Origin of the sequence: Paractinoplanes maris (assembly GCF_023544465.1) — a bacterium.
Lineage (GTDB): Bacteria > Actinomycetota > Actinomycetes > Mycobacteriales > Micromonosporaceae > Actinoplanes > Actinoplanes maris.
The window spans coordinates 118,637-142,153 of the sequence record NZ_JALPVL010000004.1 but is presented as its reverse complement, the minus strand read 5'-3'; the positions used below and the strand labels follow the sequence as shown (position 1 = coordinate 142,153).

The following is a 23,517-nucleotide window of genomic DNA, read 5'->3' as shown; positions in this document are numbered from 1 at the left end:
CTCAGTCGCGGAGGGGCTCCGACGCGGTCGGCGGGCGACGGCGGGGGCCGAGTGCGCTGGATGGCTGCACCGGCGACGGCGCCGGCGTCGGCGTCGGCTCGAAGCCACGACGACGAGACGCTCGCCCAGGGTTAGCGGGGAGCGTCAGGCCGAAGGCTCGATCTCGCCGGTCGTGCCGGCGGCGACGCTCAGGCGGCCAGCGGAGGCTGGTAGGTGAGGCCCAGCGTGGACTCGACGACGGCCACGAACTGCTCGGCGGCTCGCAGGAGATCGTCGGCCTCGCGGGGGCTGACCACGCGCGGGATGCCGGCCTCGGCCGCGGCGCGCTTGGAGGCTCCCAGAGCGAAGTAGTTGGCCCACTCGCCGAAGTCGGGCGCCACCAGCACCAGCAGCGACCAGACGCTGGTCACTCGGCTGCGGCGGCTGGCCGGCGCGGGACGGGCTCGAGCCGCGAGCACGGCCGCCGCGGCGCGCAGAGCGGCCAGGTGAGCCGCCGCGTAACGCAGGCCGTCGGGCCCGGTGCGAGCCGCCTCGGCGAGGCCGTCGCGCGCGATGGTCAGCAGCTGGGCGGGTGTGCGCTGAGGCAACATGTGCGCCGGCACGGTGGGGGCGTCGGCCCGGACAGCCGCGGTCGGCGCATGCGCCAGCCCAGGAACAACCGGCCCGGGAGCAACCGCGCCGGGCGCAGCCTGGTGGGGCGCAACCGCGCCGGGCGCAGCTTGGCGGGGCGCAGGCGCGGCTTGGCGGGGCGCGGCTTGGCGGGGCGCGGCTTGGCGGGGCGCGGCTTGGCGGGGCGCGGCTTGGCGGGGCGCGGCTTGGCGGGGCGCGAGAGCGCCGGGGGCAGCCTGCCGTGACTCAGCCTGGCTGGGCGCAACAGTGCCGGGCGCAACAGTGCCGGGCGCAACAGTGCTGGGCGCAACAGTGCTGGGCGCAGCCTGGCGGAACGTGGTCGCGCCGGGCGAAGTCATGCCGGGTGCCGCCGGACGGGCGGGGGCCGAGCCGTGGGCGACCGGACGGGCTGGGGCCAGGTCGGTGCCCGTGGGGCTGGACCAGGCCGGAGCCAGGTCGGGAGCCGGCCAAAGGCTTGGCGCTGTGTGGCTCGCCATGTGTTTCTCCTCGCGTGTCTCGCATCCGACGTGCCGGGTCGAACCGAGGCGCTGCGGAGGAAGGCGCAGCAGCCCGTGGTGGGTGACCGGCCGGGTGTGAAGCTTCCCCACACCACACCCGGCCGGACCTGCCGGCGGGTCCGTCGCCCGCCACCCGGGGGTCGGGGGCAGCGGACGACGGTCCTGCCTTGTCTGAAGGCCCGGACCCGCGAATGCCCGGAACCTCACGCGCGGCACTTCGCGGGTGCCGCACCGGGAGCCGCGCCGCGAAACACCGCTCCCGTTCGCCAGCCCGGATGCTTTCATCCTGCGAAGCTCAGAATCCCCCAGGTCGAGATCAACCCAGCCCGGGATCTTCCAGTTCGAAGGCGTTCGAACATCCGTTCTAACTACTGAGAAGACTAGCACTGACGTACGACAAAAACGCAAGACCGCGAGCCTGAGGCGAACCGGAAGAGTTCACACTGTGATGACGACCTTGGCCCGGGCGTGCTCCTCCTCCACGTACCGGATCGCCTCCGGCACCTCGGCCAGTTGGTAGGTGCGATCGATCGCCGGGGTCAACCGGCCCGACTCGGCGAGTTCCCGCAAGCCGGCCAGCAGCTCACGGCTCGGCCGCGTCGCCGGCACCACGATCCGCGGGCCCGAGCGCGACAGCCGGGCCACGAGCTGCCCGCCGATGATCAGGCGCATCGGCCCGAAGACCTGGGCCCGCCCGCGCGACGTGCCGCCACCCGAGAGCACCAGGGTTCCGCCCGGCGCGGTCACCCGGCGCAGGTCACTCAGCGACCTGTTCCCGACCAGGTCCACCACCACGTCGAAGCGGCGCCCGAGGCGGACGAAGTCGCTCCTCCGGTAGTCGACGACCTCGTCGGCGCCGAGCGAGCGGACCAGCTCGACGTTGCGGGTGCTGCACACGGCCGTCACCGATCCGCCGAGCGCCCGGCCGATCTGCACGGCGAACGTGCCCACCCCGCCCGAGGCTCCGTTGATCAGCACGCTCCGGCCGGCCCGCACCCGGCCCACGTCGCGCAGGCTCAGCAGGGCCGTCCCGCCGGCCAGCGGCATCGCCGCCGCCTGCTCCCAGCTCAGCCCACCCGGCTTGAACTCGATCTCGTCCGCGGAGGCGCACACGTATTCGGCGAACGCCCCGTGCGCGTCGCCCAGATCACCGAACACCTCGTCACCGGGCTGGAACCGGTCGACCCCGGCGCCGACCGATTCGACCGTTCCCGCGAAATCCGTACCCCGGATCCTGCGCCTCGGTCCGCGCGGGCCCATCACCGCGGGCAGCAAGAGCCGCCCCAGATAGGGGTCACCGCGCATCACGTGCCAGTCCCGCGCATTGACCGAGGCAGCCCGCACCCGTACGCGGACCTGACCCGCACCGGCTACCGGCTCGTCGACGTCCTCGAGCCCCACTACACCGTATTTCTCCTGATAGATCGCCTTCATGCGCTCATCGTGACAACCGAAGACGTCCGTCCTCATCGGAGCACAGGCCGGAACACGACCGTTCCTTGGCACCAGGCAACCCGGCCAAAAGAACGAGCAACGTCAGCGGAGAACGACCGCATGGCGGGGCGGCGAGACGCGGGGCAAGGCCGGGCAAGAGGCGGCGCGGCGTGGGGCGAGGCCGGGCGAGGGGCGGCACGGCGTGGGCGCGGGGGCAACGCGGGGCGAAGGGCAGCGCGGCGTAGGGCGCGAGAGCAACACGGAGCGAAGGCGGCGCGGCGGAGAACACGAGGAGGGGCGAAGACGAGAGGGGCTAGCGGCGGCCGGTTTCGTAGGCCCACATGGCGATCTCCACCCGGTTTCGGACCAGGAGCTTGGCCATCAGGCTGGTCACGTGGGTCTTCACTGTGCTGAGGCTGATGTGCAGCTCGGCGGCCACCTCGGCGTTGGTGCGGCCACGGGCGACCGCCACCAGCACCTCTTCCTCGCGGTCGGTGAGGGGGTCGATCGGCTGGCGGTGGGGCGTGGCGGGGCCGGTTTCGGCGAAGGCCCGGAGCAGCCGGGTGGTGACACTCGGCGCGATCAGGGCATCGCCGCGGGCGGCGGCGTGGACGGCCTGGCTCAGCAGCGCTGTGCCGGCGTCCTTCAGCAGGAAACCGCGGGCCCCGGCGCGCAGCGCGGCATAGACGTGGTCGTCGAGGTCGAACGTGGTGATGACGACCACCGCCAGCGGGTCGGTGACGGCCGGGCCGGCCAGGCGGCGGGTGGCCTCGATACCGTCCATGCCGGGCATGCGGATGTCGAACAGGCACACGTCGGGACGCAGCCGCTGGGCCAGCTCGACCGCCCGGCGCCCGTCGGGGGCCTCGCCGACCACCCGGAGGCCGGGCTCGGCGTTGAGGATCATGACCAGTCCGGTGCGCACGATCTCCTGGTCGTCGGCGACGAGCACCCTGATGTCGTCCGGCATTCAGGCGGCCGCCCCGGTGCGCGGCAGCGCCGCGGTGACCGTCCACCCTCGACCCGGGCCGGGCCCGGCCTCGCATGTGCCGCCGAGCAGCCCGGCCCGCTCGGCCATGCCGGCCAGGCCGAACCCGCCGGCCGCGGAGGCCCGCGCACCCTCGCCGTCGTCGCTCACGTGGAGACGCACCAGCTCACCGTCGGCCGCCACGCGCACCGAGATGCGTGTGGCGTGCCGGGCGTGCCGCCGGGCGTTGGTGACCGATTCCTGAGCCAGGCGATAGATGGCCGTGCCGACGGTGGCCGGCACGTCGTCGAGGTCACCCGACAGCGCGACGTCGATCACCGGGCCGGCCCCAGGCCCGCCGGCCAGCGTGGTGAGATCGGCCAGGCCGGGGCTGGGAGCCAAGTCGTCGGCCTCGAAGGAGCGCAGCGTCCGCACCATCGTGCGCATCTCGGCCAGCGCCCGCGTCGCCTCCGCTTCGATGACCCGCAGCGCGTCGACCGCGGCCTCGGGTTGCCGCTGCGCCACCGCTATGCCGGCCTGGGCCCGGATGGCCATCGCCGAGACGTGGTGGGCCACGGTGTCGTGCAGGTCGCGGGCGAGCCGTTCGCGTTCGCGCAGCTTGGCCTCGCCGAGCCGGCGCTCCAGCAGGCGGGCGCGGTAACGGAACGTGGTGGCCAGTGCGAACGCCGCGATCATGGCCACGAACCCGAGCAGCATGTCGGGCACCCCGAGGTGACCGAGGGCGGCCGACACCGAGATCTTGGCGAAGATCAGCCCGGCCCCGGCCACCGCCTCGCGCCCGGAGCCCCAGCGGAACAGCGCATAGGGCAGCACCAGCAGATAGGCCAGCGTGCCGTTGCCCGGGTCGGCCCAGAACAGGCAGACGAGGAACGCGATCGCGACCATCAGCAACGGCCGGCGGCGACGCCACAGCAGGGTGGGCGCCAGCAGCAGCCCAAGGATCATGCCCGACCAGGCGGAGGTCAGCAGTCCTTCGAGGACGGTCGCCACCACGACGACACCGAGCAGCACCCAGTCACGCCGGACGCGGATTGGTGCGCCGGGCGATCGGGGTTCCCGCCAGACCGAGCGGAGTGTCTCGTGCACGCCCCGATCGTACGAAGGATGCGCCGGAACCGGACCGGCCTAAAGTACTAGCTCCTTGAGGAAAGCCAGCTGGTTGTAGGGCGAGGAGTCGTAGGACGGGATCTCGCGGTAACCGCAGGCGCGATAGAGCGCGATCGCCTCGGTCAGCGCGGGGTGGGTGCCCAGCCGCACCGTCGTCACGCCGTGCCCGGCCGCGTCCTGCTCGAGGGCGGTCAGCAGCCGCCGGCCGAGCCCGATACCGCGTACCGAAGGGCTCACCCACACATGGCGGATCTCCGCCCGCGAAGACGGCGAAGCCGAGGACAGAGCCCCCTGCCACAGCCCGCAGCCAACCGGCTGACCATCCTCCCGGGCCAGCAGGAAGGTGCCCTCGGTCAGGGTGCCCGGCGCGATGAGGGTGCCGGTGTCGTACCCCTCGGGGAAGCGAAGGTCCAGTTCCGAGGCGTACGCCCGGAGGCAGGCGCGAGCCTCGGGCGCGTCGTCCGGAACCGCCTCGAGGGTGACCGTGGCCAGGCGGATCAGGCGGTGGACCTGGCTTTGCGCCGCGAGCAGCCGCTCCCGCTGGGCATCGGTGAGCGGGTCCAGCAACGCGGCCACGCTCTCCCGGGAGCGCGCCTGGAGGTCGGCCCGTTCCCGCTGCCCGGCCGCGGTCAGCGTGGCGATCCGCACCCGGCCGTCGGTGGGGTGCGGCCCGACCGTGACCAGGCCCTCGGCCCCCAGCGCGCGCAGCAGCCGGCTGAGATAGCCGGAGTCGAGACCGAGCCGGGTGCGCAGGTCGCGCAGGCCGGCCCCGTCGCCGATCTCGAAGAGCAGCCGCGCTTCGCCGAGCGGTCGCCGCTGCCCCAGGTAATGATCGTGGAGTACGCCGAGGCGCTGTGTGTAGAACCGGTTGAAGTCGCGCACGCGCTCGATCTGATCCACAACCTCTGACCTTAGTCAGAGAAATGCCGGGGAGGAAGCATGAGCCGGACCGTGGTCATCACCGGAGGCAGCTCGGGCATCGGGCTGGCCGCCGCCGAGCAGTTCAGCGCCGCGGGTGACCAGGTCGTGCTGGTCGGCCGCACGCCGTCCCGCCTCGAGGAGGCGGCCCGGAAGGTCCGGAACGCGGAAGTGCTGCGAGCCGACTTCGAAGACCTCGATCAGGTACGCGAGCTGGCCGCGAAGATCAGGGACAGGTACCCGAGGATCGACGTCCTGGCCAACAACGCCGGCGGCATGGTCGAGCACTACCGCCGGACGAAAGACGGGTTCGAGGCGACGATCCAGGGCAACCACCTGGCGCCGTTCCTGCTCACCCACCTGCTCCGCGACCGGCTCACCGGCGGGCGGGTGGTGAACACCGCCTCGCGGGCCCACATGCGCGGCGCACCCGACCCGCGCGACTTCGCCGGCGATCCGCGCCGGTTCAGCTCCTTCCCGGCCTACGGCGCGGCCAAGACGGCCAACATCCTGTTCGCCGCCGAGGCCGCCCGCCGGTGGCCCGAGATCACCAGCGTCTCGTTCCACCCGGGTGTCGTCCGCAGCAACTTCGGGGCGGGCCAGGTGACCCGCTTCTTCTACAAGTACGCGCCCTTCCTGGTCACGCCCGAGAAGGCCGGCGCGCTCCTGGTCTGGCTGGCCACCATCGATCAGATCCGCAACGGCGCCTATTACGTCGGGCACGAGGTGGCCCGGACCTCGGCCCCCGCGAGCGATCCGGCCGCCGCGGCGGCGCTCTGGGACGCCAGTGAAGAGGCCACCGGCGTACGGGAATAACGGAAACCCGGGAAACCGAGGGCTTGTTCACCGACCCCTGCCGCGGCGGCCGGCGGAAACGTACGGTCACGCCTCGTGCGCTATACGACGGCCCTGTCCCTGCTCCTCGTCACCGCACTGTGGACGGTGGGCCTGGACGAGGCGCCGGCCGGGATGGCCGCCGGGGGCCGGCTGGCCGCGCTGTGGTCGGCCGACCTGCTGCTGATCCAGGTCGTGCTGATGGCGCGCATCCCGTGGGTCGAGCGCGCGTACGGCCAGGACACGCTGGCCCGGTGGCACCGCTGGACCGGCTTCGCGTCGTTCCAGCTGCTGCTGGCCCACGTGGTGCTCGCTGTCATCGCGTACGGGAAAAGGTCGGTCACCGGGCCCGAGATGCTCCTGGCGATGGCCGCCACGGCCGCGTTGGTCCTGGTCGTGGTCACGTCGGTGCGCCGGGTGCGCCGGTCGATGCGGTACGAGTCGTGGCACCTGCTGCACCTCTACGCCTATCTGGGGGTCGGGCTGGCGCTGCCGCACATGCTCCTGCTCGGCAGTGACTTCCGGGCACCGGTCGCCCGCGCGTTCTGGTGGACCGGCTACGCGATCGCGGCCGGCTCGGTGCTGGTGTTCCGGCTCGGGCTGCCGGTGTGGCGGACGCTGCGGCACCGGCTGACCGTCGACCACGTCGACCCCGAGGCGCCCGGCCTGGTGTCGGTCTATCTGAGCGGGCGGCGGCTCGACCGGCTGCCGGTGCGCGCCGGGCAGTTCTTCGTGTGGCGGTTCCTGGACGGGCGGGACGGTCTGCGCGGTCACCCGTTCTCGCTGTCGGGGCCGCCGCGCAGCGACAGCCTGCGCATCACGGTCAAGGTGGTGGGCGACGGCACCTCCCGGGTCGCCGGGCTGCGGCCGGGCACCCGGGCGCTGATCGAGGGGCCGTACGGGCGGATGACCGCGACCACCTACGCCGGTGGCCCGGTCACCATGCTGGCCTGCGGGGTGGGGGTGACGCCGCTGCTCGCTCTGCTCTGGGATCTGCCGTACCCGAACGGCCGCGCGACCCTGGTCTACCGCACCCGGCACCCGCACGAGGTGGCGTTCCTCAAGGAGCTCGAATGGCTGGCCGAGCACCGCGGGGTCCGGCTGGTGCCGCTGGTCGGCCCGCGGGCCGAGGCCGGGTCGTGGCTCCCGGCCGAGTACGCCGACTACGACGACACCCAGGCGCTGCGGTCGCTCGCCCCCGACCTCGCCGGCCACGACGTCTACGTCTGCGGACCGGATCCCTGGACCGCGTCGGTGTTCCGGGCCGCCCGCGCGGCCGGCGTTCCCCCGGCCCGCCTGCACCGGGAACGGTTCGGGTGGTGAGAATGGGCTGATGAGGGAACACCCCAATGTCATCGCCGTGCAGGATGCCCTGGACGCCGCGGGCGCGCACACCGCCGACGACGCCCCGTCGCAGGTGATCATCCTGGACGCGGCCGCGCACACCGCGGCGGCGGCGGCCGAGGCGCTGTGCGTCGACGCCGGGCAGATCGCCAACTCACTGATCTTCGACGCCGACGGGGAGCCGCTGCTCGTGCTGACCTCGGGCGCGCACCGGGTCGACACGGCCAAGGTGGCCGCCTCGCTCGGCCTCGGGAAGCTGCGCCGGGCCACGCCCGAGTTCGTCCGCGAGCACACCGGGCAGGCGATCGGTGGGGTCGCTCCGCTGGGACACCCCAAGCCCGTTCGTACGCTGGTCGACACCGCACTCCAGCAGTACCGCGACATCTGGGCGGCCGGCGGGGTGCCGCACGCGGTCTTCCCGATCACCTTCGCCGAGCTGGTGCGGGTCACCGCGGGCACGCCGGCCGACGTGGCCTGATGCCGGTCACGCTGCACGTCTGGCGGGTGCCCCGGCACCGGGTGGGGCTCGCGATGTTCCGTCTCGCCTTCCCGGGCCCGCACCGGACGCGATTCGCCAAGTTCCTCGGCACCGCCGACGGATTCGGCCCCACCGATGCCGACTGGACCCGGTACGCGGCGATAACCGTCAGCGAGCGACCGGTCGTCCTGCACCACTGGGACAAGATCGCCGCCGCCAAGGCCCGGATCGACCTCACCCCCCTCTCGAGCCGGGGCAGCTGGTCGGGCCAGGAGCCTTTCGCAGTGACAAATCGGAAATCGGAGGGCATGGTGCTGGCGCTGACCCGGGCCCGGCTCCGGCCGACGCGGGCGGTCAGCTTCTGGCGCGCCATCCCGGCCGTGGTCCCGGAAGTCGATCGAGCGCCCGGCCTGCTGGCGCACTTCGGCATCGGTGAGGCCCCGCTCGGCTTCCAGGGCACGGTCAGCGTGTGGCGCAATGCGGCGGACCTGGCACGATTCGCGTACCGTCAGCCGGAGCATCGAGCGGTGATCGCACGGACGCCGACCGATGGGTGGTATGCCGAGGAGCTTTTCGCCCGATTCGCGGTCGACGACATCTCGGGCGACCGCGACGTGCTGAGCTGGACCGTAAGAGGGGCGTGACTCGACGATGAGGCTCGTGGCGTGGCAGCCGGACGATCTGCTGCGGCGGCTCGACGACGTGGTGAGCGTCTACGGCGAGGCCATGGGCTACCGCCAGGAGCTGTTGCAGACCCGGCGCGGTTACATCGGCGCCCACGTGCGGCGGGCCGGTTTCCGCGCGGTCGCCACCCTCACCACCGACGGGCGGCTGGCCGGTTTCGGCTACGGCTACACGTCCGGACCCGGCCAGTGGTGGCACGACCAGGTGCGCTCCCACCTGGCCGACGACAACCGGCACCGCTGGCTGAGCAACTGCTTCGAGGTGGTCGAGCTGCACGTCCGCCCGGCCGCGCAGGGGCATGGGGTGGGCGCCCGCCAGCTGCGGGCGCTGCTGGCGATGGCCGACGGCGAGACGGTGCTGCTCTCCACGCCCGAGGCCGACGAGCAGAAATCGCGGGCCTGGCGGCTGTACCGCCGGTTCGGCTTCACCGACGTCCTGCGCCACTTCCACTTCCCCGGCGACGAGCGCGCCTTCGCCATCCTCGGCCGGGATCTGCCGGTCGTCGAGCGGCCCGCGGAAGACGCACCCGGCATTGTCGGTCTCTAAAGTCGCACCCTGGGCTCTGCTCGGGGCTCTGATCCTCGCTCAGATCTGCTATCCGCTGACCTCCGGCGAGACCCGGGCCGCGTTCACCGTGGCCACCGTCGTGCTCGGCTACGTGCTGTCGGTGGCCCACGCGCTGCTCACCCGGGGCACCCGGGCCGCGCTGGCCCTGATCGGCACGGCCACGCTGGGCGGCTTCGCGGTCGAGGCGCTCGGGGTGGCCACCGGCTTCCCGTTCGGCACCTACGACTACTCGGGCCAGCTCGGTCCCAAGCTGCTCGGCGTCCCGCTGATCATCCCGCTGGCCTGGACCTGGATGGCCTGGCCGGCCTGGCTGGCCGCGCAGCGCCTGCCGATCGCCCGCTGGGCCCGGATCGGGCTGGCCGCGTTCGGGCTGGCCGCCTGGGATCTCTTCCTCGACCCGCAGATGGTGGCCGAGGGCTATTGGCGCTGGCTCTCCCCCACCCCGGCCCTGCCCGGCGTGCCCGGCATCCCGGTCGGCAACTACCTGGGCTGGCTGGGCTTCGCGGTGGTGCTGATGACCGCGCTGAGCTATTTCTCCCGGGTGCATGAGCCCCGGAGCGAGGACAAGCCCATGCTGGTCCTCTGGCTGTGGACGTACGCTTCGTCGGTGCTCGCCCACGCCGTCTTCCTCGACCTGCCCGCCTCGGCGGCCTGGGGTGGCGTGCTGATGGGCCTGGCCGTCCTGCCCGTGCTGGCCGGCCTGCGGAGACGACGGCCATGAGGTGGCTCGCGTTGCTCCCGTGGGTCGCCCTGACGGCCCACACCGCGGTGAACGCGCTGCTGCTCCGGCGGCCGGTCGCGTCGTCGACGGGCGAGCGTGTCGCGGTCCTGCTGCCGGTGCGGGACGAGGCCGGGCGGGTCGGCGCCTGCGTGGAGTCGCTGCTGGCCCAGCGTGTCCCGGAGCTGACGATCCATGTGCTCGACGACGGGTCGACCGACGGGACAGCCGAGATCGTGCGGTCACTGGCGGGAGACAAGGTGCGGCTGCACACCGGGGCCGCGCTGCCGGCCGGGTGGCTGGGCAAGCCGTACGCCTGTCAGCAGCTCGCCGACGCGGCCGGGGACGCCGACGTGCTGTCCTTCGTGGACGCCGACGTGGTGCTCGAGCCGGGGGCGATCGCGGCCGCGGTGACCGAGTTGCGCCGGGCCGGGGCGGGGCTCCTCTCGCCGTACCCCAGGATCGTCGGCGCCGGGCGGCTCGTCCAGCCGTTGCTGCAGTGGTCGTGGCTGACCTTCCTGCCCCTGCGCGCGATGGAGCGCTCGCCGCGCCCGTCGCTGGCCGCGGCCGGTGGGCAGTGGCTGGTGATCGACGCGGCGGCGTACCGGAAGGCCGGCGGTCACGCGGCCGTGCGCACCGAGATCCTGGAGGACATCGCGCTGGCCCGGGCGGTCAAGCGGACCGGCGGCCGGATCGCGCTGGCCGACGCGTCCGGGTGGGCCACCTGCCGCATGTACGACTCGTGGCCCGAGCTCACCGCCGGTTACGCCAAGTCGCTCTGGGCCTCCTTCGGCACGCGGTCCGGGGCCGGCGCCGTCGTGGTCACGCTTCTTTTCCTGTACGCCGTTCCGCCGCTCGCCGCCGTCGGGCTGGCCGTGGCCGGTGAGTCCGAGTGGGCGGCGATCGCCCTCACGGCGTACGCCCTCGGGGTCGCGGGCCGGGTGGTGGCAGCCCGGGCGACGGGTGGGCGCGCGTGGCCCGACGCCCTGGCCCACCCGATCTCGATCGGGGTGTTCGCCCGCCTCGTCGCCCGGTCCTTCCGGTTGCGCGCGCGAGGCGGCCTGACCTGGCGGGGACGGCCGGTGTGAGCCGGATCGTGGTGATCGGCGCGGGAGTCGGCGGGCTGACCGCGGCCGCCCGCCTGGCCGCGGCCGGCCACTCGGTGGTCGTGTTCGAGCGCTCCGGCGAGGTGGGCGGCAAGCTGGCGGTCTACGAGCGGGACGGCTTCCGCTTCGACACCGGCCCCAGCCTGCTCACGCTGCCCCAGGTCTTCACCGACGCCGGGCCCGAGCTGGTGCCGCTCGACCCGGTGGTGCGGCACGTCTTCGCCGACGGCACAGTGCTCGACTCGTCGGCCGTGCACGCCGAGTTCCTGGCGCGCATCTCGGCCGCGCTGGGTGAGGAGGCGGCCCACGACTGGGACCGGTTCTGGCGGCGCGCCGGGCGCATCTGGGACGCGTCGTGGCGATCGGTGCTGCGTAAGCCGGTGACCCCGGCGTCGCTGGCCGCGCTGTCGTGGCGGGTCGGTGACCTGGCCGCGATCGCGCCCGGCCGGTCGTTGCGCGCGCTGGGGCGGCGCTACCTGCGCGACCCACGGCTGCGGACGATGCTCGACCGGTACGCGACCTACACCGGCGCCGACCCGCGCCGGGCGCCGGCCGCGCTGGCCGCCGTCCCGTACGCGGAGCTGGCCTTCGGCGGCTGGTACGTGCCGGGCGGGCTGGGCACTCTGGCCACGGCCCTGGCCGGGCGCTGTTCCGCGGCCGGGGTGGAGATCGTGCGGAACGCCGAGGTCCGGAAGATCACCACCGAGGGCGGCCGGGTCACCGGCGTCCGGCTGGCGGGCGGAGAATTCGTGCCGGCCGGCACGGTGGTGTCGAATGTGGACGCGCTGACGGTCTATCGCGATCTGCTGCCCGAGCCGCGGCGGCTGGCCGGGCTCACCGACCGCAGCCTGGGCGGTTTCGTGCTGCTGCTCGGCGTGCGCGGGGAGACGCCGTCGCTGGCCCACCACACAGTGTTCTTCCCCTCGCACTACGACGGCGAGTTCGACGACATCTTCGGGTCGGCGTCGCGACGGGCCCGGCCGGCCGGCGACCCGACGGTCTTCGTCACCCGGGCCGCCGACCCGGCCGTGCACCCCGCGGGCTGCGAGGCCTGGTTCGTGCTGATCAACGCGCCCCGCCACGGCACCGGCTGGCGCAGTGTGGACTGGCGGCGGCCGGGGCTGGCCGACGCGTACGCCGACCACGTGCTGGCCGTGCTGGCCCGGCGCGGCCTCGACGTCCGGGACCGGCTGGTCTTCTCGGAGACCCGCACACCCTTCGACCTGGCCGAGGCCACGGCCGCTCCGGGCGGAGCCATCTACGGCACCGCGGGCGGGCTGATGCGGCCGGTCAACCACGGGCCGGTCGACGGCCTGCACCTGGTCGGCGGCTCGGTGCACCCGGGCGGCGGCCTGCCGATGGTGACGCTCTCGGCCCAGATCGTCGCCGACCGCATCGGCCCGGCGGACCGCTGACCCGCACGCGCCAGAGCCGGCGTTTCCGGCTGGTGCTCCGTCCACAAATGTCGGCCGAGCCGAGCCGAGCCGAGCCAGGCCGAGCCGAGCCAGGCCGAGCCGAGCCAGGCCGAGCCGAGCCGAGCCAGGCCGAGCCGAGCCGAGCCGAGCCGGGCCGGGCCGGGCCGGGCCGAGCCAGCGCCGCCCGCCGGTGCCGGTCGACCTCAGGTGGCCCTGCTCAGAGCGCGGTGCCGCCCGAGGCGTCGATGACCTGGCCGGTGACCCAGCGCCCCTCGTCGGAGGCGAGGAAGGCGATAACGCCGGCGATGTCCTCCGGCTCGCCGAGCCGGCCGAGGGCGACGCGGGCCACCTGTTGCGTCGCCAGTTCCTCGTTGTCCCGCAGATACTGGCTGTTCCTGGTCATGACGATGCCGGGTGACACCGAGTTGACGGTGATCCCGCGCGGGCCGAGGTCCGCCGCCAGATCCCGGGTGAACGTGTTCAGCGCCGCCTTGCTGACGCCGTAGGCCAGCAGTTCCGGACTCGCGACGGTGGCCGCGAGGCTGGAGACGTTGATGATCCGGCCGCCGTCACGCAGGCGCGGCAGCGCGAGCTTGGTGATGAACAGCGGCGCCTTCACATTCACCGCGATCACCTGGTCGAACTCCTCCTCGGCGAGGTCGGCCAGCCGGGCGAAGCTTCCCAGGGCGGCGTTGTGGACGAGGATGTCGAGCTTGCCGCCGGGCACGTGCTCCCGGCCCGCCTCGTCGAAGGCGTCCCAGAAGCGAGCCGCGTCCCCAGGAGTGCCGAGCTCCGTGTGCACGGCGAAGGCACGCCCGCCGTCCTTGCCGATGCGCTCGACCGTGTCACGGGCCGCCGCCTCGTCGTGGCCGTAGCCGACCCCGACGATCGCCCCGTCCCGGGCGAACCGCTCGACGGTCGCCCGGCCGATCCCGTGACTGCCGCCGGTGACGACGGCGACTTTGTCCCGCAGTGCTCCTGACATGACCGCTCCTTTGTTGAATGATCGCTCAAGAAGCACCGTAGCTCATTCTTGAGTGATCGACCAAGAACTGTCTTGAGCGATCGTTCTAAAATGGGAAGGTGGACACATCGGAAGTGCGGCGAGGCCGGCCGCCGGCCTTCGACCGGGCGGCGGCCCTGGCTGCCGCGACCCGCCTGTTCTGGGAGAACGGGTACGAGGCGACCTCGATCAACGACCTGACCCGGGTGATGGGCATCCGGCCCGGCAGCCTCTACGCGGCCTTCGGCGACAAGAGGTCGTTGTTCACCGAGGTCATCGAGGCGTACGGCCACTCCCCGGCCGGCGAGTTCATCTGGGCCGCCATGGCCCGCGAGCCCACGGCCTACGCCGCTTTTCACCGCATCCTGTTCGACGCGGCGACGATGTATACCGACCCCGCGACACCGGCCGGAAACCTGCTCTGCAGCGCGGCCGCGGCCGACGTCGATGTCGCCGTCTACATGCGCGACCTGCGCAACGCCAGCGTCGCGACCTTTGAGAAGCGCTTGGCGACGGCCCGGCAGGAGGGCGAGATACCGGCGACAGCCGACCCCGGGAAGCTGGCCGCCTACTTCACCGCCGTCATGCACGGCATGTCGCAGCGAGCCCGGGACGGCGCCACCGCCGCCGAGCTCACCGACACCGCGGAACTGGCCATGGCCGCCTGGCCGGCAGCCGCCTGACCGGTCTCGGCCGGGGTGGCTCTAGCGCGGGGCGTGGGCGGCCAGGAAGGCCTTGGCGATGGCGGAGGACAGGTCGGCCGGGTTGGTGGCCGGGAACGCCTTGCCACCGGTGGCCTCGGACATGGCGTTCAGTGCCTTCATGTCGACGTCGGGACCGTAGCCGAGGGCGAGGACCGGGACCGGGCGGCTCGGGTCCTGCTCGGCGGCCAGTTTGGACATGAACTGGGCCTGCGTCATCTTGAACGTGGACTCGCCGTCCTCGCCGTCGGTCAGCACCACGACCAGCGTGACCGTGCCGGGTGAGACCTTCTCGCGCATCTCGGCCACCCCGTCGAGCACGGACTTGTAGAGCGGGGTGCCGGAGTTGTCGGCCGCCCGGTATTCGTCCATGGCGTTGCCCAGCGCGTCGCGCCGCGACTTGCCGTCCAGCGGGCCGGTGATCGGCCCGTAGGACACGACCTCCTTGTGCGGCGGGCTGGTCGGCGTCGGCTGACCGAAGAACCACAGACCGACATTGGTGTCCTCGGCGAACAGCTCGGCCGCGAACTTGCCCGACTCGCGCAGCAACCCGGCTCGGGTCGTGGTGCGGCCGCCGGGGGCCGCGATCTTCTTGTTCATCGAGCCGGACGCGTCGATGAGCAGCAGCACCTGGGTGCTGAGCGACTTGTACTGGCTCCACATGGTGGCCGGGGCGAGCAGGCCGGCCGGCTTCTTGGGCAGCGGGAGCGTGCCGGGCAGCGAGGCCGGGCGGAAGCCGGCCTTGGTGAGCGCCGTCCGGGTGATCGCCGCGCGCAGCTGGGCGGTCAGCTCGATGTCCTGATTGTTCTTCGCAACTGCGAACGGATAATCGGCCTCCACCATCCCATCAGCTGGGAACGCACCGTTGAGCTTCACCGTGTGCTGGCCCCGCTGATAGGTGCGCAGCTGCTGCTCGGTGGTCGGGAAGACGCCGACGTCGTAGATCACGCCGTTGGTGTTCCACTGCTCGGCCACCCGGGCCAGCGTCTTCGTCGGATCGGCCGAGGCGTCCTTGAGGCGGCTGCGCAGGGTCAGGGCGCGCAGCTGGGCGATGCCGCTGTCGGGCGTGGTACGGGCCATCGCCGCGTTGACCGCATACACCGAGAGCAGGCCGATGGTGCTGGCCTGGGCATCGGGCATGGACACCGCGGGGACCCGGCCGGCGGCCACGGCGCCGGTCAGCTTCGCCCACGACGTCCGGTCGCCGGTGGCCAGCCCGTTGGTCACCCCGGGCGGACCGGCCAGCACGATCGGCGAGTGGGCCAGCGGCTCACCTTGGGCCCGGAAGGCGGCACCGCCCGCGTTGGCGATGCCCACCCAGGCGGTGCTGGAGGGGATCCAGACGTCGGGTTTGGCGGCGTTCGCGACGGTGAAGCCGGGCTCCTCGGCCACGACCTCGATGGGGTCGCACGGGTTGGCCTCGTTGTCGTCGAGCGTCTTGGCCGCGGTGGTCACCACCGGCGCGATCTCGGGTGCGGCGACGACGCGCAGCTTCACGCCGGGGCAGGTCGTGGCCGAGGGCGACCGGGTCGGGCCGGCCACGTTCGACGTGGGAGCGGGATCGCGGCTGTACATCCACCAGGTCGTCCCGCCGGCCACGGCCACCAGCAGCAGCACGATCACGGTGGCGAGCAGGACCCGGCCGGCGCCGCCGGCGGGCGGTCCGTGGTGGGCGACAGGGTCGTCCATCGGTCGCTGGTTGTCTCTCGGCATCTCCGACATCGCACCCACCTCTCCCTCTTGTCTGCGCTGCTCCGATCGCCCGGATCGCGGGCTCGATCAAGATCAGCGCATCGAGCAGCCTCGCTCGAACGTGAGCGAATAGTAATCACATATCGGCGGCCGATGACGGCCGGGCCCTATTGGCACATTGCCGATAGACATAGAGTGGCGCATCACCTACCCTGCGGCCGGGCCATCGCGATCACGATCAATTCCCCATCGTCACCTGTACCAACAGGCTCTCGGGCCCACCCGCCACAGACCCGGTCCACATCGAAGCCCGCCGCTTCGACGGTGGTCCGGAGCTGACTTTCGGACCGGAAGCGCAGCGTGGCCGAATGGGCACGCTCGTCACTGTGAGTAAATACATAGTGCCGAGCTACCGTGACCGTCTCCCCACCTCGAGAATCTACGTTCATCCATGTCTCGACGATCTCACCGTCCGGCAGCACGACGGACCGACGTGAGCCGACGGGATCCCAGCGCGCCCACGCCCGGGCCTGGAGGATCCCGGCTGTCGAAGATCAGGCGGCCACCGGCGACGAGCGAGCGGCGCAAAAGCCGCAAGGTCGACAACCACTGCTCGTCACTGATGAAGAACTGCGCCACGTGACCTGTCATCAGGACCGCCTCGAACGACCGCTGCGGCAGCACCTCGGCCGCGCCCTCGACCCAGCGCACACGCCCGGTCCCCGGCTTGCGCCGCGCCGCGTCGAGCGCCAGGCGCGCCGGCTCGACGGCACCACGCGAAATGTGCGGTTCCGCCGGTAGAGTCCCGGCCATGGACTGGCTCGCCCCGGAGCGGTACGCGGCCGAGCTCGAGGCGGAGGCCGGCCGCCTGGGCCGCGCCGCCACCGGGCTGAACCCGGACGCGGTCGTGCCCACCTGCCCTGATTGGACAGTCCGCGACCTGATCACTCACGTCGGATCGGGTCATCGTTTCGCGGCCGAGATCATCGAGACCGCCGGCCCGGTCGAGTACGGGCGGGTCCCGGCACCCTTCGACCAGGACGCCTGGACGGCCTGGCTGCTCGACGGCGCCCGGCGGCTCACCGCGGCGGTCGCGGCGCGCGGCTTCGGCGCCGAGGTGTGGAGCTGGCACCCGGAGCACCAGACAGCCGGTTTCTGGCTGCGCCGCATGGTGCACGACCAAGTCGTCCACCGCTTCGACGCCGACCCGGACGGCATCCTGGCGCCCGATCTGGCCGCCGACGGCATAGCCGACGTGCTGCTCAGCTTCGAGATGTTCGAAGCCCTGCGCGGCGCCGGCGAGACCCTCCAGTTCCGCGCGACCGACATCCCCCGGAGCTGGCACGTCACCCTGACTGCCACCGGCATCTCCTGGACCGACGGCGACCATCCGGCCGACGCCACCGTGGCCGCCCCCGCTCAGCAGCTGCTGCTGATCCTCAACCGGCGCCGGCCGGCGCCGGCCGTCAGCGGGGACCCGGCGCTGTGGGAGCGGTGGCGGGAGAGCTCGCGTTTCTAGAGCGGGCGGACACCCAGGGGAAGCTCCTGGGTGGCCACGTGGTGCAGGAGCGTCGCGCGCAGGGCCTCGGCGGCATGCGGGAGGACCGAGCGCTTGCGGTGGGCCAGCGCGATCGTGCGGCGCATGCCGGGCGGGGCCAACGGGGTGGCTCGCAGCAGCGGGCGGTTGGCCAGCACCATGCTCGGCACCAGGGCCACGCCCAGCCCGGCCTCGACGAAGGCCAGCACCGCGTCCATCTCGCCCCCCTCGACGGCGAACTTCGGGGTGAAGCCGGCCTTGCGGCAGGCGTCCAGGGTGACGCCGCGGATGTCGTAGCCGGCCCGGAACATGACCAGCGGCGTGTGCTCCAGCTCGGCCAGCGCGATCTGCGGGTTGGCGGTCGGCGCCGGACCGTCGGCGACCGAGGCCACGACCAGGCTCTCCCGCAGCACGGGAGCCGCGCTCAGCGCCTCGTCGATCCCCTCCTCGGGCTGGACGATCAGGGCCAGGTCGAGCGTGTGGGCCTGCAGGTTCTCGATCAAATCCTGCGAGCCGCCCTCGTTGACGTAGAGCTGGATGTCGGGGTGCTGCGCACGGAACGTGCGGAGCACCTCGGGCACCAGCGACGAGCACAGACTCGGGGTGGCGCCCAGGCGCACCTCGCCCCGGCGCAGGCCGACGATGTCGGAGACCGCCTCCTGAGCCGCGTCGGCGTCGGCCACCATCCGCTGGGCGAGCGGCAGCAGCGTCCGACCGGCGGCCGTCAGGGTCACGTCGCCCCGGATACGTTCGAACAGCGGCGCACCGAGGGTCGCTTCGAGCGTGTGAATTTGCTTACTGAGAGTCGGCTGGGAGACGCCCAGAATGTCCGCTGCTTGGGTGAAATGACGGGTTCGTTCCACGGCGAGGAAGTACCGAAGCTGCTGGAGCTGCACGTCGATAGCCTATCTCTATGATGACTGCGTCGATCATGCATTAGACGAATCGTCGTGCGATACCTACCGTCCAGAGTGTGGCGGTAGATACTTCGACCCGGAAGACGCCGGCGGTCTCGCCGGCGCCGGGCAAGACGACGCGGCGGCGCTCCTCGGTCGCCCTCAAGCTCTTCATGGCGGTGACCGGCCTGCTGCTGGTCGCCTTCCTGTACGTGCACATGATCGGCAACCTGAAGATCTTCTTCGGCGCCGAGACCTTCGATCACTACGCGCACTGGCTGCGGAGCATCGGCACCCCGCTGCTCCCCGAGGCCTGGTACCTCTATATCCAGCGCACTGTGCTGACCGTGGCCGTGGTCGGGCACATCGTGGCGGCGACGATCCTGGCTCGCCGGGCCCGGCTGGCCCGCCCGGTCAAATACGCCCACCGGCCCAAGGTGCAGGGCAGTTACGCCGCCCGCACGATGCGCTGGGGCGGCGTGATCGTCCTGCTCTTCGTGATCTACCACATCCTCGACCTGACCACGCTCACCCTGAACCCGAACGGCGTGCACGGTGAGGTCTACCGCAACGTGGCCGAGGACTTCGCGCCCGGCCGCTGGTACGTGACGCTCTTCTACACGCTGTCGATCGTCGCGGTCGGCTTCCACCTGCGGCACGGCCTCTGGAGCGCGGTGCGCACCTTCGGCCTGCAGAGCCCGCGCGGCGAGGTCTACGCCCGCGCGACGGCCCTGGTGCTGTCGGTGGTGCTGGTCGTCGGCTACCTCTCGGTGCCGTTCGCGGTTCTCGTCGGATTGGTGGATTGAGCATGGGTGACTTCTGGAACGACGGCGACCCGATCGCCGACACCGCCGCCCCCGAGGGCCCGATCGAGACCCGCTGGGACCGCCGCAAGTTCAACGCCAAGCTGGTCAACCCGGCCAACCGGCGCAAGCTGACGGTGATCGTGGTCGGCACCGGCCTGGCCGGTGGCTCCGCGGCGGCCACGCTGGCCGAGGCGGGCTACCACGTGAAGTCGTACTGCTATCAGGACAGCCCCCGGCGGGCGCACTCGATCGCCGCCCAGGGTGGTATCAACGCCGCCAAGAACTACCGCAACGACGGCGACTCGATCTACCGCCTGTTCTACGACACCGTCAAGGGCGGCGACTTCCGCGCCCGCGAGTCGAACGTCTACCGCCTGGCCACGGTGTCGGTGAACATCATCGACCAGTGCGTCGCCCAGGGCGTCCCGTTCGCCCGCGAGTACGGCGGCCTGCTCGACAACCGCTCGTTCGGCGGCACCCAGGTGTCCCGCACGTTCTACGCCCGGGGTCAGACCGGTCAGCAGCTGCTGCTCGGCGCCTACCAGGCCATGGAGCGCCAGATCGGCCTGGGCAACATCGAGATGAACTCGCGCCACGAGATGCTCGAGCTGATCGTCGTCGACGGCAAGGCCCGCGGCATCGTCGTACGCGACATGGTCACCGGCGAGATCACCACCGAGATGGCCGACGCCGTCGTGCTCGCCTCCGGCGGCTACGGCAACGTCTTCTTCCTCTCCACCAACGCCAAGGGCTGCAACGTCACCGCGTCGTGGCGCGCGCACCGCAAGGGCGCGCTGTTCGCGAACCCCTGCTACACCCAGATCCACCCGACGTGCATCCCCGAGTCCGGCACGCACCAGAGCAAGCTCACGCTGATGAGCGAGTCGCTGCGCAACGACGGCCGGGTGTGGGTGCCCAAGCGGGCCGAGGACGGCCAGAAGCCGGCCAACCAGATCGCCGAGGACGACCGCGACTACTACCTGGAGCGGATCTACCCGTCCTTCGGCAACCTGGTCCCCCGCGACATCGCGTCGCGCGCCGCCAAGAACGTCTGCGACGAGGGCCGCGGCGTCGGCCCCGGCGGGCTGGGCGTCTACCTCGACTTCGCCGACGCGATCAAGCGGCTGGGCAAGAAGGCGGTCGAGGCCAAATACGGCAACCTCTTCGAGATGTACCAGCGGATCACCGGCGAGGACCCGTACGAGACGCCGATGCGCATCTATCCGGCGGTGCACTACACGATGGGTGGCCTCTGGGTCGACTACGACCTCCAGTCGACCATCCCCGGCCTGTTCGTCGTGGGTGAGGCCAACTTCTCCGACCACGGCGCCAACCGGCTCGGCGCGTCCGCGCTGATGCAGGGCCTGGGCGACGGCTACTTCGTGCTCCCCACGACGCTGGGCAACTACCTGGCGGCCGGCCCGTTCGAGAAGATCTCCCCGGACCACGAGCAGGTCGTCGCGGCCCGCACCGAGGTCGAGGCCCGCATCAAGCGGTTCCTGGAGATCGACGGCGACCGTACGGTCGACAGCTTCCACCGCGAGCTCGGCCACATCATGTGGGAGTACTGCGGCATGGAGCGCACCGAGGAGGGCCTGACCAAGGCCATCGGGCTCATCCGCGGGCTGCGGGACGAGTTCTGGTTACGTGTCAAGGTGCCCGGCACCGGCGAGCAACTCAACCAGAACCTGGAGAAGGCCGGCCGGGTCGCCGACTTCTTCGAGCTGGCCGAGCTCATGTGCATCGACGCGCTGCACCGGCGCGAGTCGTGCGGCGGTCACTTCCGCGGCGAGTCGCAGACCCCGGACGGCGAGGCCCTGCGCCACGACGACGAGTTCAGCTATGTCGCGGCCTGGGAGTACGCCACCGGCGAGAGCGCCAAGCCGACCCTCCACAAGGAACAGCTCGAATTCGAGTACGTCCACCCGAGCACCCGGAGCTACAAGTAATGGACATCAAGGTCCGCGTGTGGCGTCAGGAGAACTCGTCCGACAAAGGCCGGATGGAGACCTACGACGTCAAGGACATCTCCCCCGACGCCAGCTTCCTCGAGATGCTCGACGTGCTGAACGAGAAGCTGATCCTGGACGGCGACGACCCGATCGCCTTCGACCACGACTGCCGCGAGGGCATCTGCGGCGCGTGCAGCATGGTGATCGACGGCGTGGCGCACGGCCCCGAGAAGGCCACCACCGCCTGCCAGCTGCACATGCGCCACTTCAAGGACGGCGACAAGATCGATGTGGAGCCGTGGCGGGCCGCCGCCTTCCCGGTGATCAAGGACCTGGTCGTCAACCGCGGCAACCTCGACAAGATCATCGCGGCCGGCGGCTACATCACCGCCCCGACCGGCGCCGCTCCCGAGGCGCACGCCACCCCGGTGCCCAAGAAGGACGCCGACCTGGCGTTCGAGGCGGCCACCTGCATCGGTTGCGGCGCCTGCGTCGCGGCCTGCCCCAACGGCTCGGCGATGCTCTTCACCGCGGCCAAGGTGGCCCACCTGGGCCTGATGCCCCAGGGCCAGCCCGAGCGCGACACCCGCGTGATCGACATGCTGCAGGCGCAGGACGACGCCGGCTTCGGCGGCTGCACCAACATGGGCGAGTGCTCCCAGGTCTGCCCGAAGGGCATCCCGCTCACCCTGATCGGCCGCCTCAACAGCGACTACCGCAAGGCCGTCCGCAAGCAGCTCTGATCGCCACGTCCCGGGGCCGGTTCCGTTGTCGGGAGCCGGCCCCGGTCCCGTTGCCGGCGCTCCCGGCGCGCCCTGGTCCCGTTGCCAGCCCTCTCGGCGCGTCCTGGTCCCGTTGCCAGCCTTCCCGGCGCGCCCTGACTCGGCCGCCCTGCCGGACTGGCCGGGCCCGGACCGGACAGTCGAGCCGGCGTCCCGTTGCCAGCCCTCCCGGCGCGCCCCGCAACATCACCGCGCACCCGAGGTCGCTTCACGCGCCGGGTGCCGGGTGACGCCGGGTTCCCGAGGGCCCCGCAGGGCGATGAGGGCGGCGGTGACGCTGACTGTGGCGGCGAGGATCAGGGGTGTGACCGCGCCCGCGTGGATCAGGGCGGCGCCGAGCGGGATGCCCGCCGCCACCGGGCCGAACATGACCATGGTGGAGGTGGCGGCGACCCGGCCGAGCAGCGGACCGGGGGTCAGCGTCTGGACGGCGGTGACCGCGGCGATCAGCGTCCAGGGCAGCCCGATGCCGATCACCACCGCGCCGAGGATCATCGCGGGCCACCAGGGCAGGGACTGGGCCAGGCAGCCCGCGGCGAAGACGACAGCTCCGGTCGCGGCCACCGTGAGCGGTGTCAGCCGGGCCAGCACCCGGCCGGCGACCAGACCGGCGACGACCGATCCGGCGCCCTGAGCCGTGCCGAGCCATCCCAGGAAGGTCGCGGGCAGGTCCAGATCCCGTACGAGATGAGCCAGCACCGCCGCGTCCTTCAGCCCGGAGGCACCGATCGCCACGCCGGCCACCAGCACCGGCCCGCGCACACCGGCCACGCCGAACAGCGCCCGCAGCCCCTCCCGCACCCCGCGACCCTCGACCGCGACCGTCGCCTCCGGCTGGGATGCGTGCAGGCGCACCAGGGCGTAACAGGCCGCGGTCAGCAGGGGCAGGGCCGCGCTGAGCAGGACCACGGCAACCGGTCCCCGCCAGGCGTAGAGGCCGGCCCCGGCCAGGGGCGCCACCAGCTTCATGCCCTCCTGGGCGCTCGATCGCCAGCCGTTGACGTCGGCCAGGATCCCCGGCGGGAGGGCCGACGGGAGGACGGCCGTCTCGCCCGCGTCGATCAGCACGTAGGCGATCCCTCGGGCCAGCAGGACGGCGAAGATCAGCCAGGCCGCGGCGGCGGTGTGCACCGACAGCAGCGTCAGCATCCCGATGCCCAGGCCCAGGTCGACCCCGATGAGCAGCGGGCGGCGCGGCAGCCGGTCGACCAGCGCGCCCAGCCACGGCGCGGCGAAGGTGGGGGCGTAGGTGCAGACCGCGGTCAGCGCGGCCAGGCTCACCGAGCCGGTCAGGTCGAGCGTCCACAGGCTCGCGGCCAGCGTCATGGTCGTGCTGCCGAAACCGGAGAGCAGCGAGATCAGCACGAACAGGACGGCGTTGCGACGCATGTAGCCTCCGCGAGGTTGAGTCTCAAGGACTCACATCCT

The 23,517-nt window shown here is 72.1% G+C and carries 23 protein-coding genes; 13 read left to right on the top strand and 10 right to left on the bottom strand.

What is annotated here, in order from left to right; all coding sequences use genetic code 11:
• Nucleotides 1-188: 188 nt before the first annotated feature.
• From NAG42_RS12795 to NAG42_RS12775, 5 genes are all read right to left on the bottom strand, one after another.
• On the bottom strand, nucleotides 189-590 hold the full coding sequence (locus NAG42_RS12795) for an SAV_6107 family HEPN domain-containing protein (protein WP_250030452.1): 402 nt from the start codon (nucleotides 588-590) through the stop codon (nucleotides 189-191).
• A 975-nt stretch (nucleotides 591-1,565) separates the two neighbouring features.
• Nucleotides 1,566-2,561 (bottom strand): NAD(P)-dependent alcohol dehydrogenase, encoded by a 996-nt coding sequence (locus tag NAG42_RS12790; protein ID WP_250030451.1) that lies wholly within the window; start codon nucleotides 2,559-2,561, stop codon nucleotides 1,566-1,568.
• A gap of 313 nt (nucleotides 2,562-2,874) precedes the next feature.
• Nucleotides 2,875-3,531 (bottom strand): response regulator, encoded by a 657-nt coding sequence (locus tag NAG42_RS12785; RefSeq protein ID WP_250030450.1) that lies wholly within the window; start codon nucleotides 3,529-3,531, stop codon nucleotides 2,875-2,877.
• Nucleotides 3,532-4,635: a sensor histidine kinase gene (locus NAG42_RS44875; protein WP_250030449.1), complete on the bottom strand. Its 1,104-nt coding sequence runs from the start codon at nucleotides 4,633-4,635 to the stop codon at nucleotides 3,532-3,534. It lies immediately after the preceding gene.
• A gap of 39 nt (nucleotides 4,636-4,674) precedes the next feature.
• A complete protein-coding gene (locus NAG42_RS12775) occupies nucleotides 4,675-5,556 on the bottom strand; it encodes a bifunctional helix-turn-helix transcriptional regulator/GNAT family N-acetyltransferase (RefSeq protein ID WP_250030448.1) in 882 nt (293 codons plus the stop codon).
• A 39-nt stretch (nucleotides 5,557-5,595) separates the two neighbouring features.
• On the opposite strand from NAG42_RS12775, the gene NAG42_RS12770 reads away from it, so the two are divergent.
• The 8 genes from NAG42_RS12770 (at nucleotide 5,596) to NAG42_RS12735 (ending at nucleotide 12,720) form a co-directional block, all read left to right on the top strand.
• The gene (locus tag NAG42_RS12770; RefSeq protein WP_250030447.1) at nucleotides 5,596-6,390 is read left to right on the top strand and encodes an SDR family NAD(P)-dependent oxidoreductase; all 795 of its coding nucleotides are present in this window, start codon (nucleotides 5,596-5,598) and stop codon (nucleotides 6,388-6,390) included.
• A 75-nt stretch (nucleotides 6,391-6,465) separates the two neighbouring features.
• Entirely contained in the window at nucleotides 6,466-7,731 is a 1,266-nt protein-coding gene (locus NAG42_RS12765) for a ferredoxin reductase family protein (RefSeq protein ID WP_438872400.1), read from the top strand.
• A 10-nt stretch (nucleotides 7,732-7,741) separates the two neighbouring features.
• On the top strand, nucleotides 7,742-8,230 hold the full coding sequence (locus tag NAG42_RS12760; RefSeq protein ID WP_250030446.1) for a YbaK/EbsC family protein: 489 nt from the start codon (nucleotides 7,742-7,744) through the stop codon (nucleotides 8,228-8,230).
• The gene (locus NAG42_RS12755; RefSeq protein WP_250030445.1) at nucleotides 8,230-8,874 is read left to right on the top strand and encodes a monooxygenase; all 645 of its coding nucleotides are present in this window, start codon (nucleotides 8,230-8,232) and stop codon (nucleotides 8,872-8,874) included. The genes NAG42_RS12760 and NAG42_RS12755 overlap by 1 nt, the downstream gene beginning before the upstream one ends.
• A gap of 7 nt (nucleotides 8,875-8,881) precedes the next feature.
• A complete protein-coding gene (locus NAG42_RS12750; RefSeq protein ID WP_250030444.1) occupies nucleotides 8,882-9,460 on the top strand; it encodes a GNAT family N-acetyltransferase in 579 nt (192 codons plus the stop codon).
• Nucleotides 9,447-10,202, top strand: a complete 756-nt coding sequence (locus tag NAG42_RS12745; protein WP_250030443.1) for a carotenoid biosynthesis protein — start codon at nucleotides 9,447-9,449, stop codon at nucleotides 10,200-10,202. Before NAG42_RS12750 ends, NAG42_RS12745 begins: the two co-directional genes overlap by 14 nt.
• Nucleotides 10,199-11,287, top strand: a complete 1,089-nt coding sequence (locus tag NAG42_RS12740) for a glycosyltransferase family 2 protein (RefSeq protein ID WP_250030442.1) — start codon at nucleotides 10,199-10,201, stop codon at nucleotides 11,285-11,287. Before NAG42_RS12745 ends, NAG42_RS12740 begins: the two co-directional genes overlap by 4 nt.
• Nucleotides 11,284-12,720, top strand: a complete 1,437-nt coding sequence (locus tag NAG42_RS12735; protein WP_250030441.1) for a phytoene desaturase family protein — start codon at nucleotides 11,284-11,286, stop codon at nucleotides 12,718-12,720. The genes NAG42_RS12740 and NAG42_RS12735 overlap by 4 nt, the downstream gene beginning before the upstream one ends.
• A gap of 217 nt (nucleotides 12,721-12,937) precedes the next feature.
• On the opposite strand, the gene NAG42_RS12730 is transcribed toward NAG42_RS12735, so the two are convergent.
• A complete protein-coding gene (locus NAG42_RS12730; protein ID WP_250030440.1) occupies nucleotides 12,938-13,705 on the bottom strand; it encodes an SDR family NAD(P)-dependent oxidoreductase in 768 nt (255 codons plus the stop codon).
• Between the two features lie 98 nt (nucleotides 13,706-13,803).
• Between NAG42_RS12730 and NAG42_RS12725 the strand changes: the two genes are divergently transcribed.
• Entirely contained in the window at nucleotides 13,804-14,406 is a 603-nt protein-coding gene (locus tag NAG42_RS12725) for a TetR/AcrR family transcriptional regulator (RefSeq protein WP_250030439.1), read from the top strand.
• Between the two features lie 21 nt (nucleotides 14,407-14,427).
• Here NAG42_RS12725 and NAG42_RS12720 read toward each other — a convergent pair whose 3' ends face one another.
• The gene (locus NAG42_RS12720) at nucleotides 14,428-16,113 is read right to left on the bottom strand and encodes a substrate-binding domain-containing protein (RefSeq protein WP_250030438.1); all 1,686 of its coding nucleotides are present in this window, start codon (nucleotides 16,111-16,113) and stop codon (nucleotides 14,428-14,430) included.
• A gap of 468 nt (nucleotides 16,114-16,581) precedes the next feature.
• Nucleotides 16,582-16,929, bottom strand: a complete 348-nt coding sequence (locus NAG42_RS12715; protein ID WP_250030437.1) for a class I SAM-dependent methyltransferase — start codon at nucleotides 16,927-16,929, stop codon at nucleotides 16,582-16,584.
• On the opposite strand from NAG42_RS12715, the gene NAG42_RS12710 reads away from it, so the two are divergent.
• Complete coding sequence (locus NAG42_RS12710; RefSeq protein WP_250030436.1) at nucleotides 16,928-17,635, top strand: maleylpyruvate isomerase family mycothiol-dependent enzyme; 708 nt, start codon at nucleotides 16,928-16,930, stop codon at nucleotides 17,633-17,635. The two genes, NAG42_RS12715 and NAG42_RS12710, sit on opposite strands and share 2 nt — an antisense overlap.
• On the opposite strand, the gene NAG42_RS12705 is transcribed toward NAG42_RS12710, so the two are convergent.
• On the bottom strand, nucleotides 17,632-18,555 hold the full coding sequence (locus NAG42_RS12705) for a LysR family transcriptional regulator (protein ID WP_438872407.1): 924 nt from the start codon (nucleotides 18,553-18,555) through the stop codon (nucleotides 17,632-17,634). The two genes, NAG42_RS12710 and NAG42_RS12705, sit on opposite strands and share 4 nt — an antisense overlap.
• Before the next feature lie 71 nt (nucleotides 18,556-18,626).
• On the opposite strand from NAG42_RS12705, the gene NAG42_RS12700 reads away from it, so the two are divergent.
• Genes NAG42_RS12700 through NAG42_RS12690 form a run of 3 tightly spaced genes read left to right on the top strand, consistent with a single transcriptional unit; the run spans nucleotide 18,627 to nucleotide 22,050 of the window.
• Nucleotides 18,627-19,355: a succinate dehydrogenase cytochrome b subunit gene (locus NAG42_RS12700; RefSeq protein WP_308201146.1), complete on the top strand. Its 729-nt coding sequence runs from the start codon at nucleotides 18,627-18,629 to the stop codon at nucleotides 19,353-19,355.
• A gap of 2 nt (nucleotides 19,356-19,357) precedes the next feature.
• On the top strand, nucleotides 19,358-21,304 hold the full coding sequence (locus NAG42_RS12695) for a fumarate reductase/succinate dehydrogenase flavoprotein subunit (RefSeq protein ID WP_250030434.1): 1,947 nt from the start codon (nucleotides 19,358-19,360) through the stop codon (nucleotides 21,302-21,304).
• Nucleotides 21,304-22,050 carry a succinate dehydrogenase/fumarate reductase iron-sulfur subunit gene (locus NAG42_RS12690; RefSeq protein WP_250030433.1) on the top strand — a complete coding sequence of 249 codons (747 nt, stop codon included), beginning with the start codon at nucleotides 21,304-21,306 and terminating at the stop codon, nucleotides 22,048-22,050. The genes NAG42_RS12695 and NAG42_RS12690 overlap by 1 nt, the downstream gene beginning before the upstream one ends.
• Nucleotides 22,051-22,275: 225 nt before the next feature.
• Here NAG42_RS12690 and NAG42_RS12685 read toward each other — a convergent pair whose 3' ends face one another.
• A complete protein-coding gene (locus NAG42_RS12685) occupies nucleotides 22,276-23,478 on the bottom strand; it encodes an MFS transporter (protein WP_250030432.1) in 1,203 nt (400 codons plus the stop codon).
• Nucleotides 23,479-23,517 lie beyond the last annotated feature (39 nt).

Coding starts and splice junctions, on each gene's coding strand:
- NAG42_RS12795 (WP_250030452.1), bottom strand. CDS start 590: ATGTTGCCTCAGCGCACACCCGCCCAGCTGCTGACCATCGCGCGCGAC.
- NAG42_RS12790 (WP_250030451.1), bottom strand. CDS start 2,561: ATGAAGGCGATCTATCAGGAGAAATACGGTGTAGTGGGGCTCGAGGAC.
- NAG42_RS12785 (WP_250030450.1), bottom strand. CDS start 3,531: ATGCCGGACGACATCAGGGTGCTCGTCGCCGACGACCAGGAGATCGTG.
- NAG42_RS12770 (WP_250030447.1), top strand. CDS start 5,596: ATGAGCCGGACCGTGGTCATCACCGGAGGCAGCTCGGGCATCGGGCTG.
- NAG42_RS12760 (WP_250030446.1), top strand. CDS start 7,742: ATGAGGGAACACCCCAATGTCATCGCCGTGCAGGATGCCCTGGACGCC.
- NAG42_RS12755 (WP_250030445.1), top strand. CDS start 8,230: ATGCCGGTCACGCTGCACGTCTGGCGGGTGCCCCGGCACCGGGTGGGG.
- NAG42_RS12750 (WP_250030444.1), top strand. CDS start 8,882: ATGAGGCTCGTGGCGTGGCAGCCGGACGATCTGCTGCGGCGGCTCGAC.
- NAG42_RS12740 (WP_250030442.1), top strand. CDS start 10,199: ATGAGGTGGCTCGCGTTGCTCCCGTGGGTCGCCCTGACGGCCCACACC.
- NAG42_RS12730 (WP_250030440.1), bottom strand. CDS start 13,705: ATGTCAGGAGCACTGCGGGACAAAGTCGCCGTCGTCACCGGCGGCAGT.
- NAG42_RS12720 (WP_250030438.1), bottom strand. CDS start 16,113: ATGGACGACCCTGTCGCCCACCACGGACCGCCCGCCGGCGGCGCCGGC.
- NAG42_RS12710 (WP_250030436.1), top strand. CDS start 16,928: ATGGACTGGCTCGCCCCGGAGCGGTACGCGGCCGAGCTCGAGGCGGAG.
- NAG42_RS12715 (WP_250030437.1), bottom strand. CDS start 16,929: ATGGCCGGGACTCTACCGGCGGAACCGCACATTTCGCGTGGTGCCGTC.
- NAG42_RS12695 (WP_250030434.1), top strand. CDS start 19,358: ATGGGTGACTTCTGGAACGACGGCGACCCGATCGCCGACACCGCCGCC.
- NAG42_RS12690 (WP_250030433.1), top strand. CDS start 21,304: ATGGACATCAAGGTCCGCGTGTGGCGTCAGGAGAACTCGTCCGACAAA.
- NAG42_RS12685 (WP_250030432.1), bottom strand. CDS start 23,478: ATGCGTCGCAACGCCGTCCTGTTCGTGCTGATCTCGCTGCTCTCCGGT.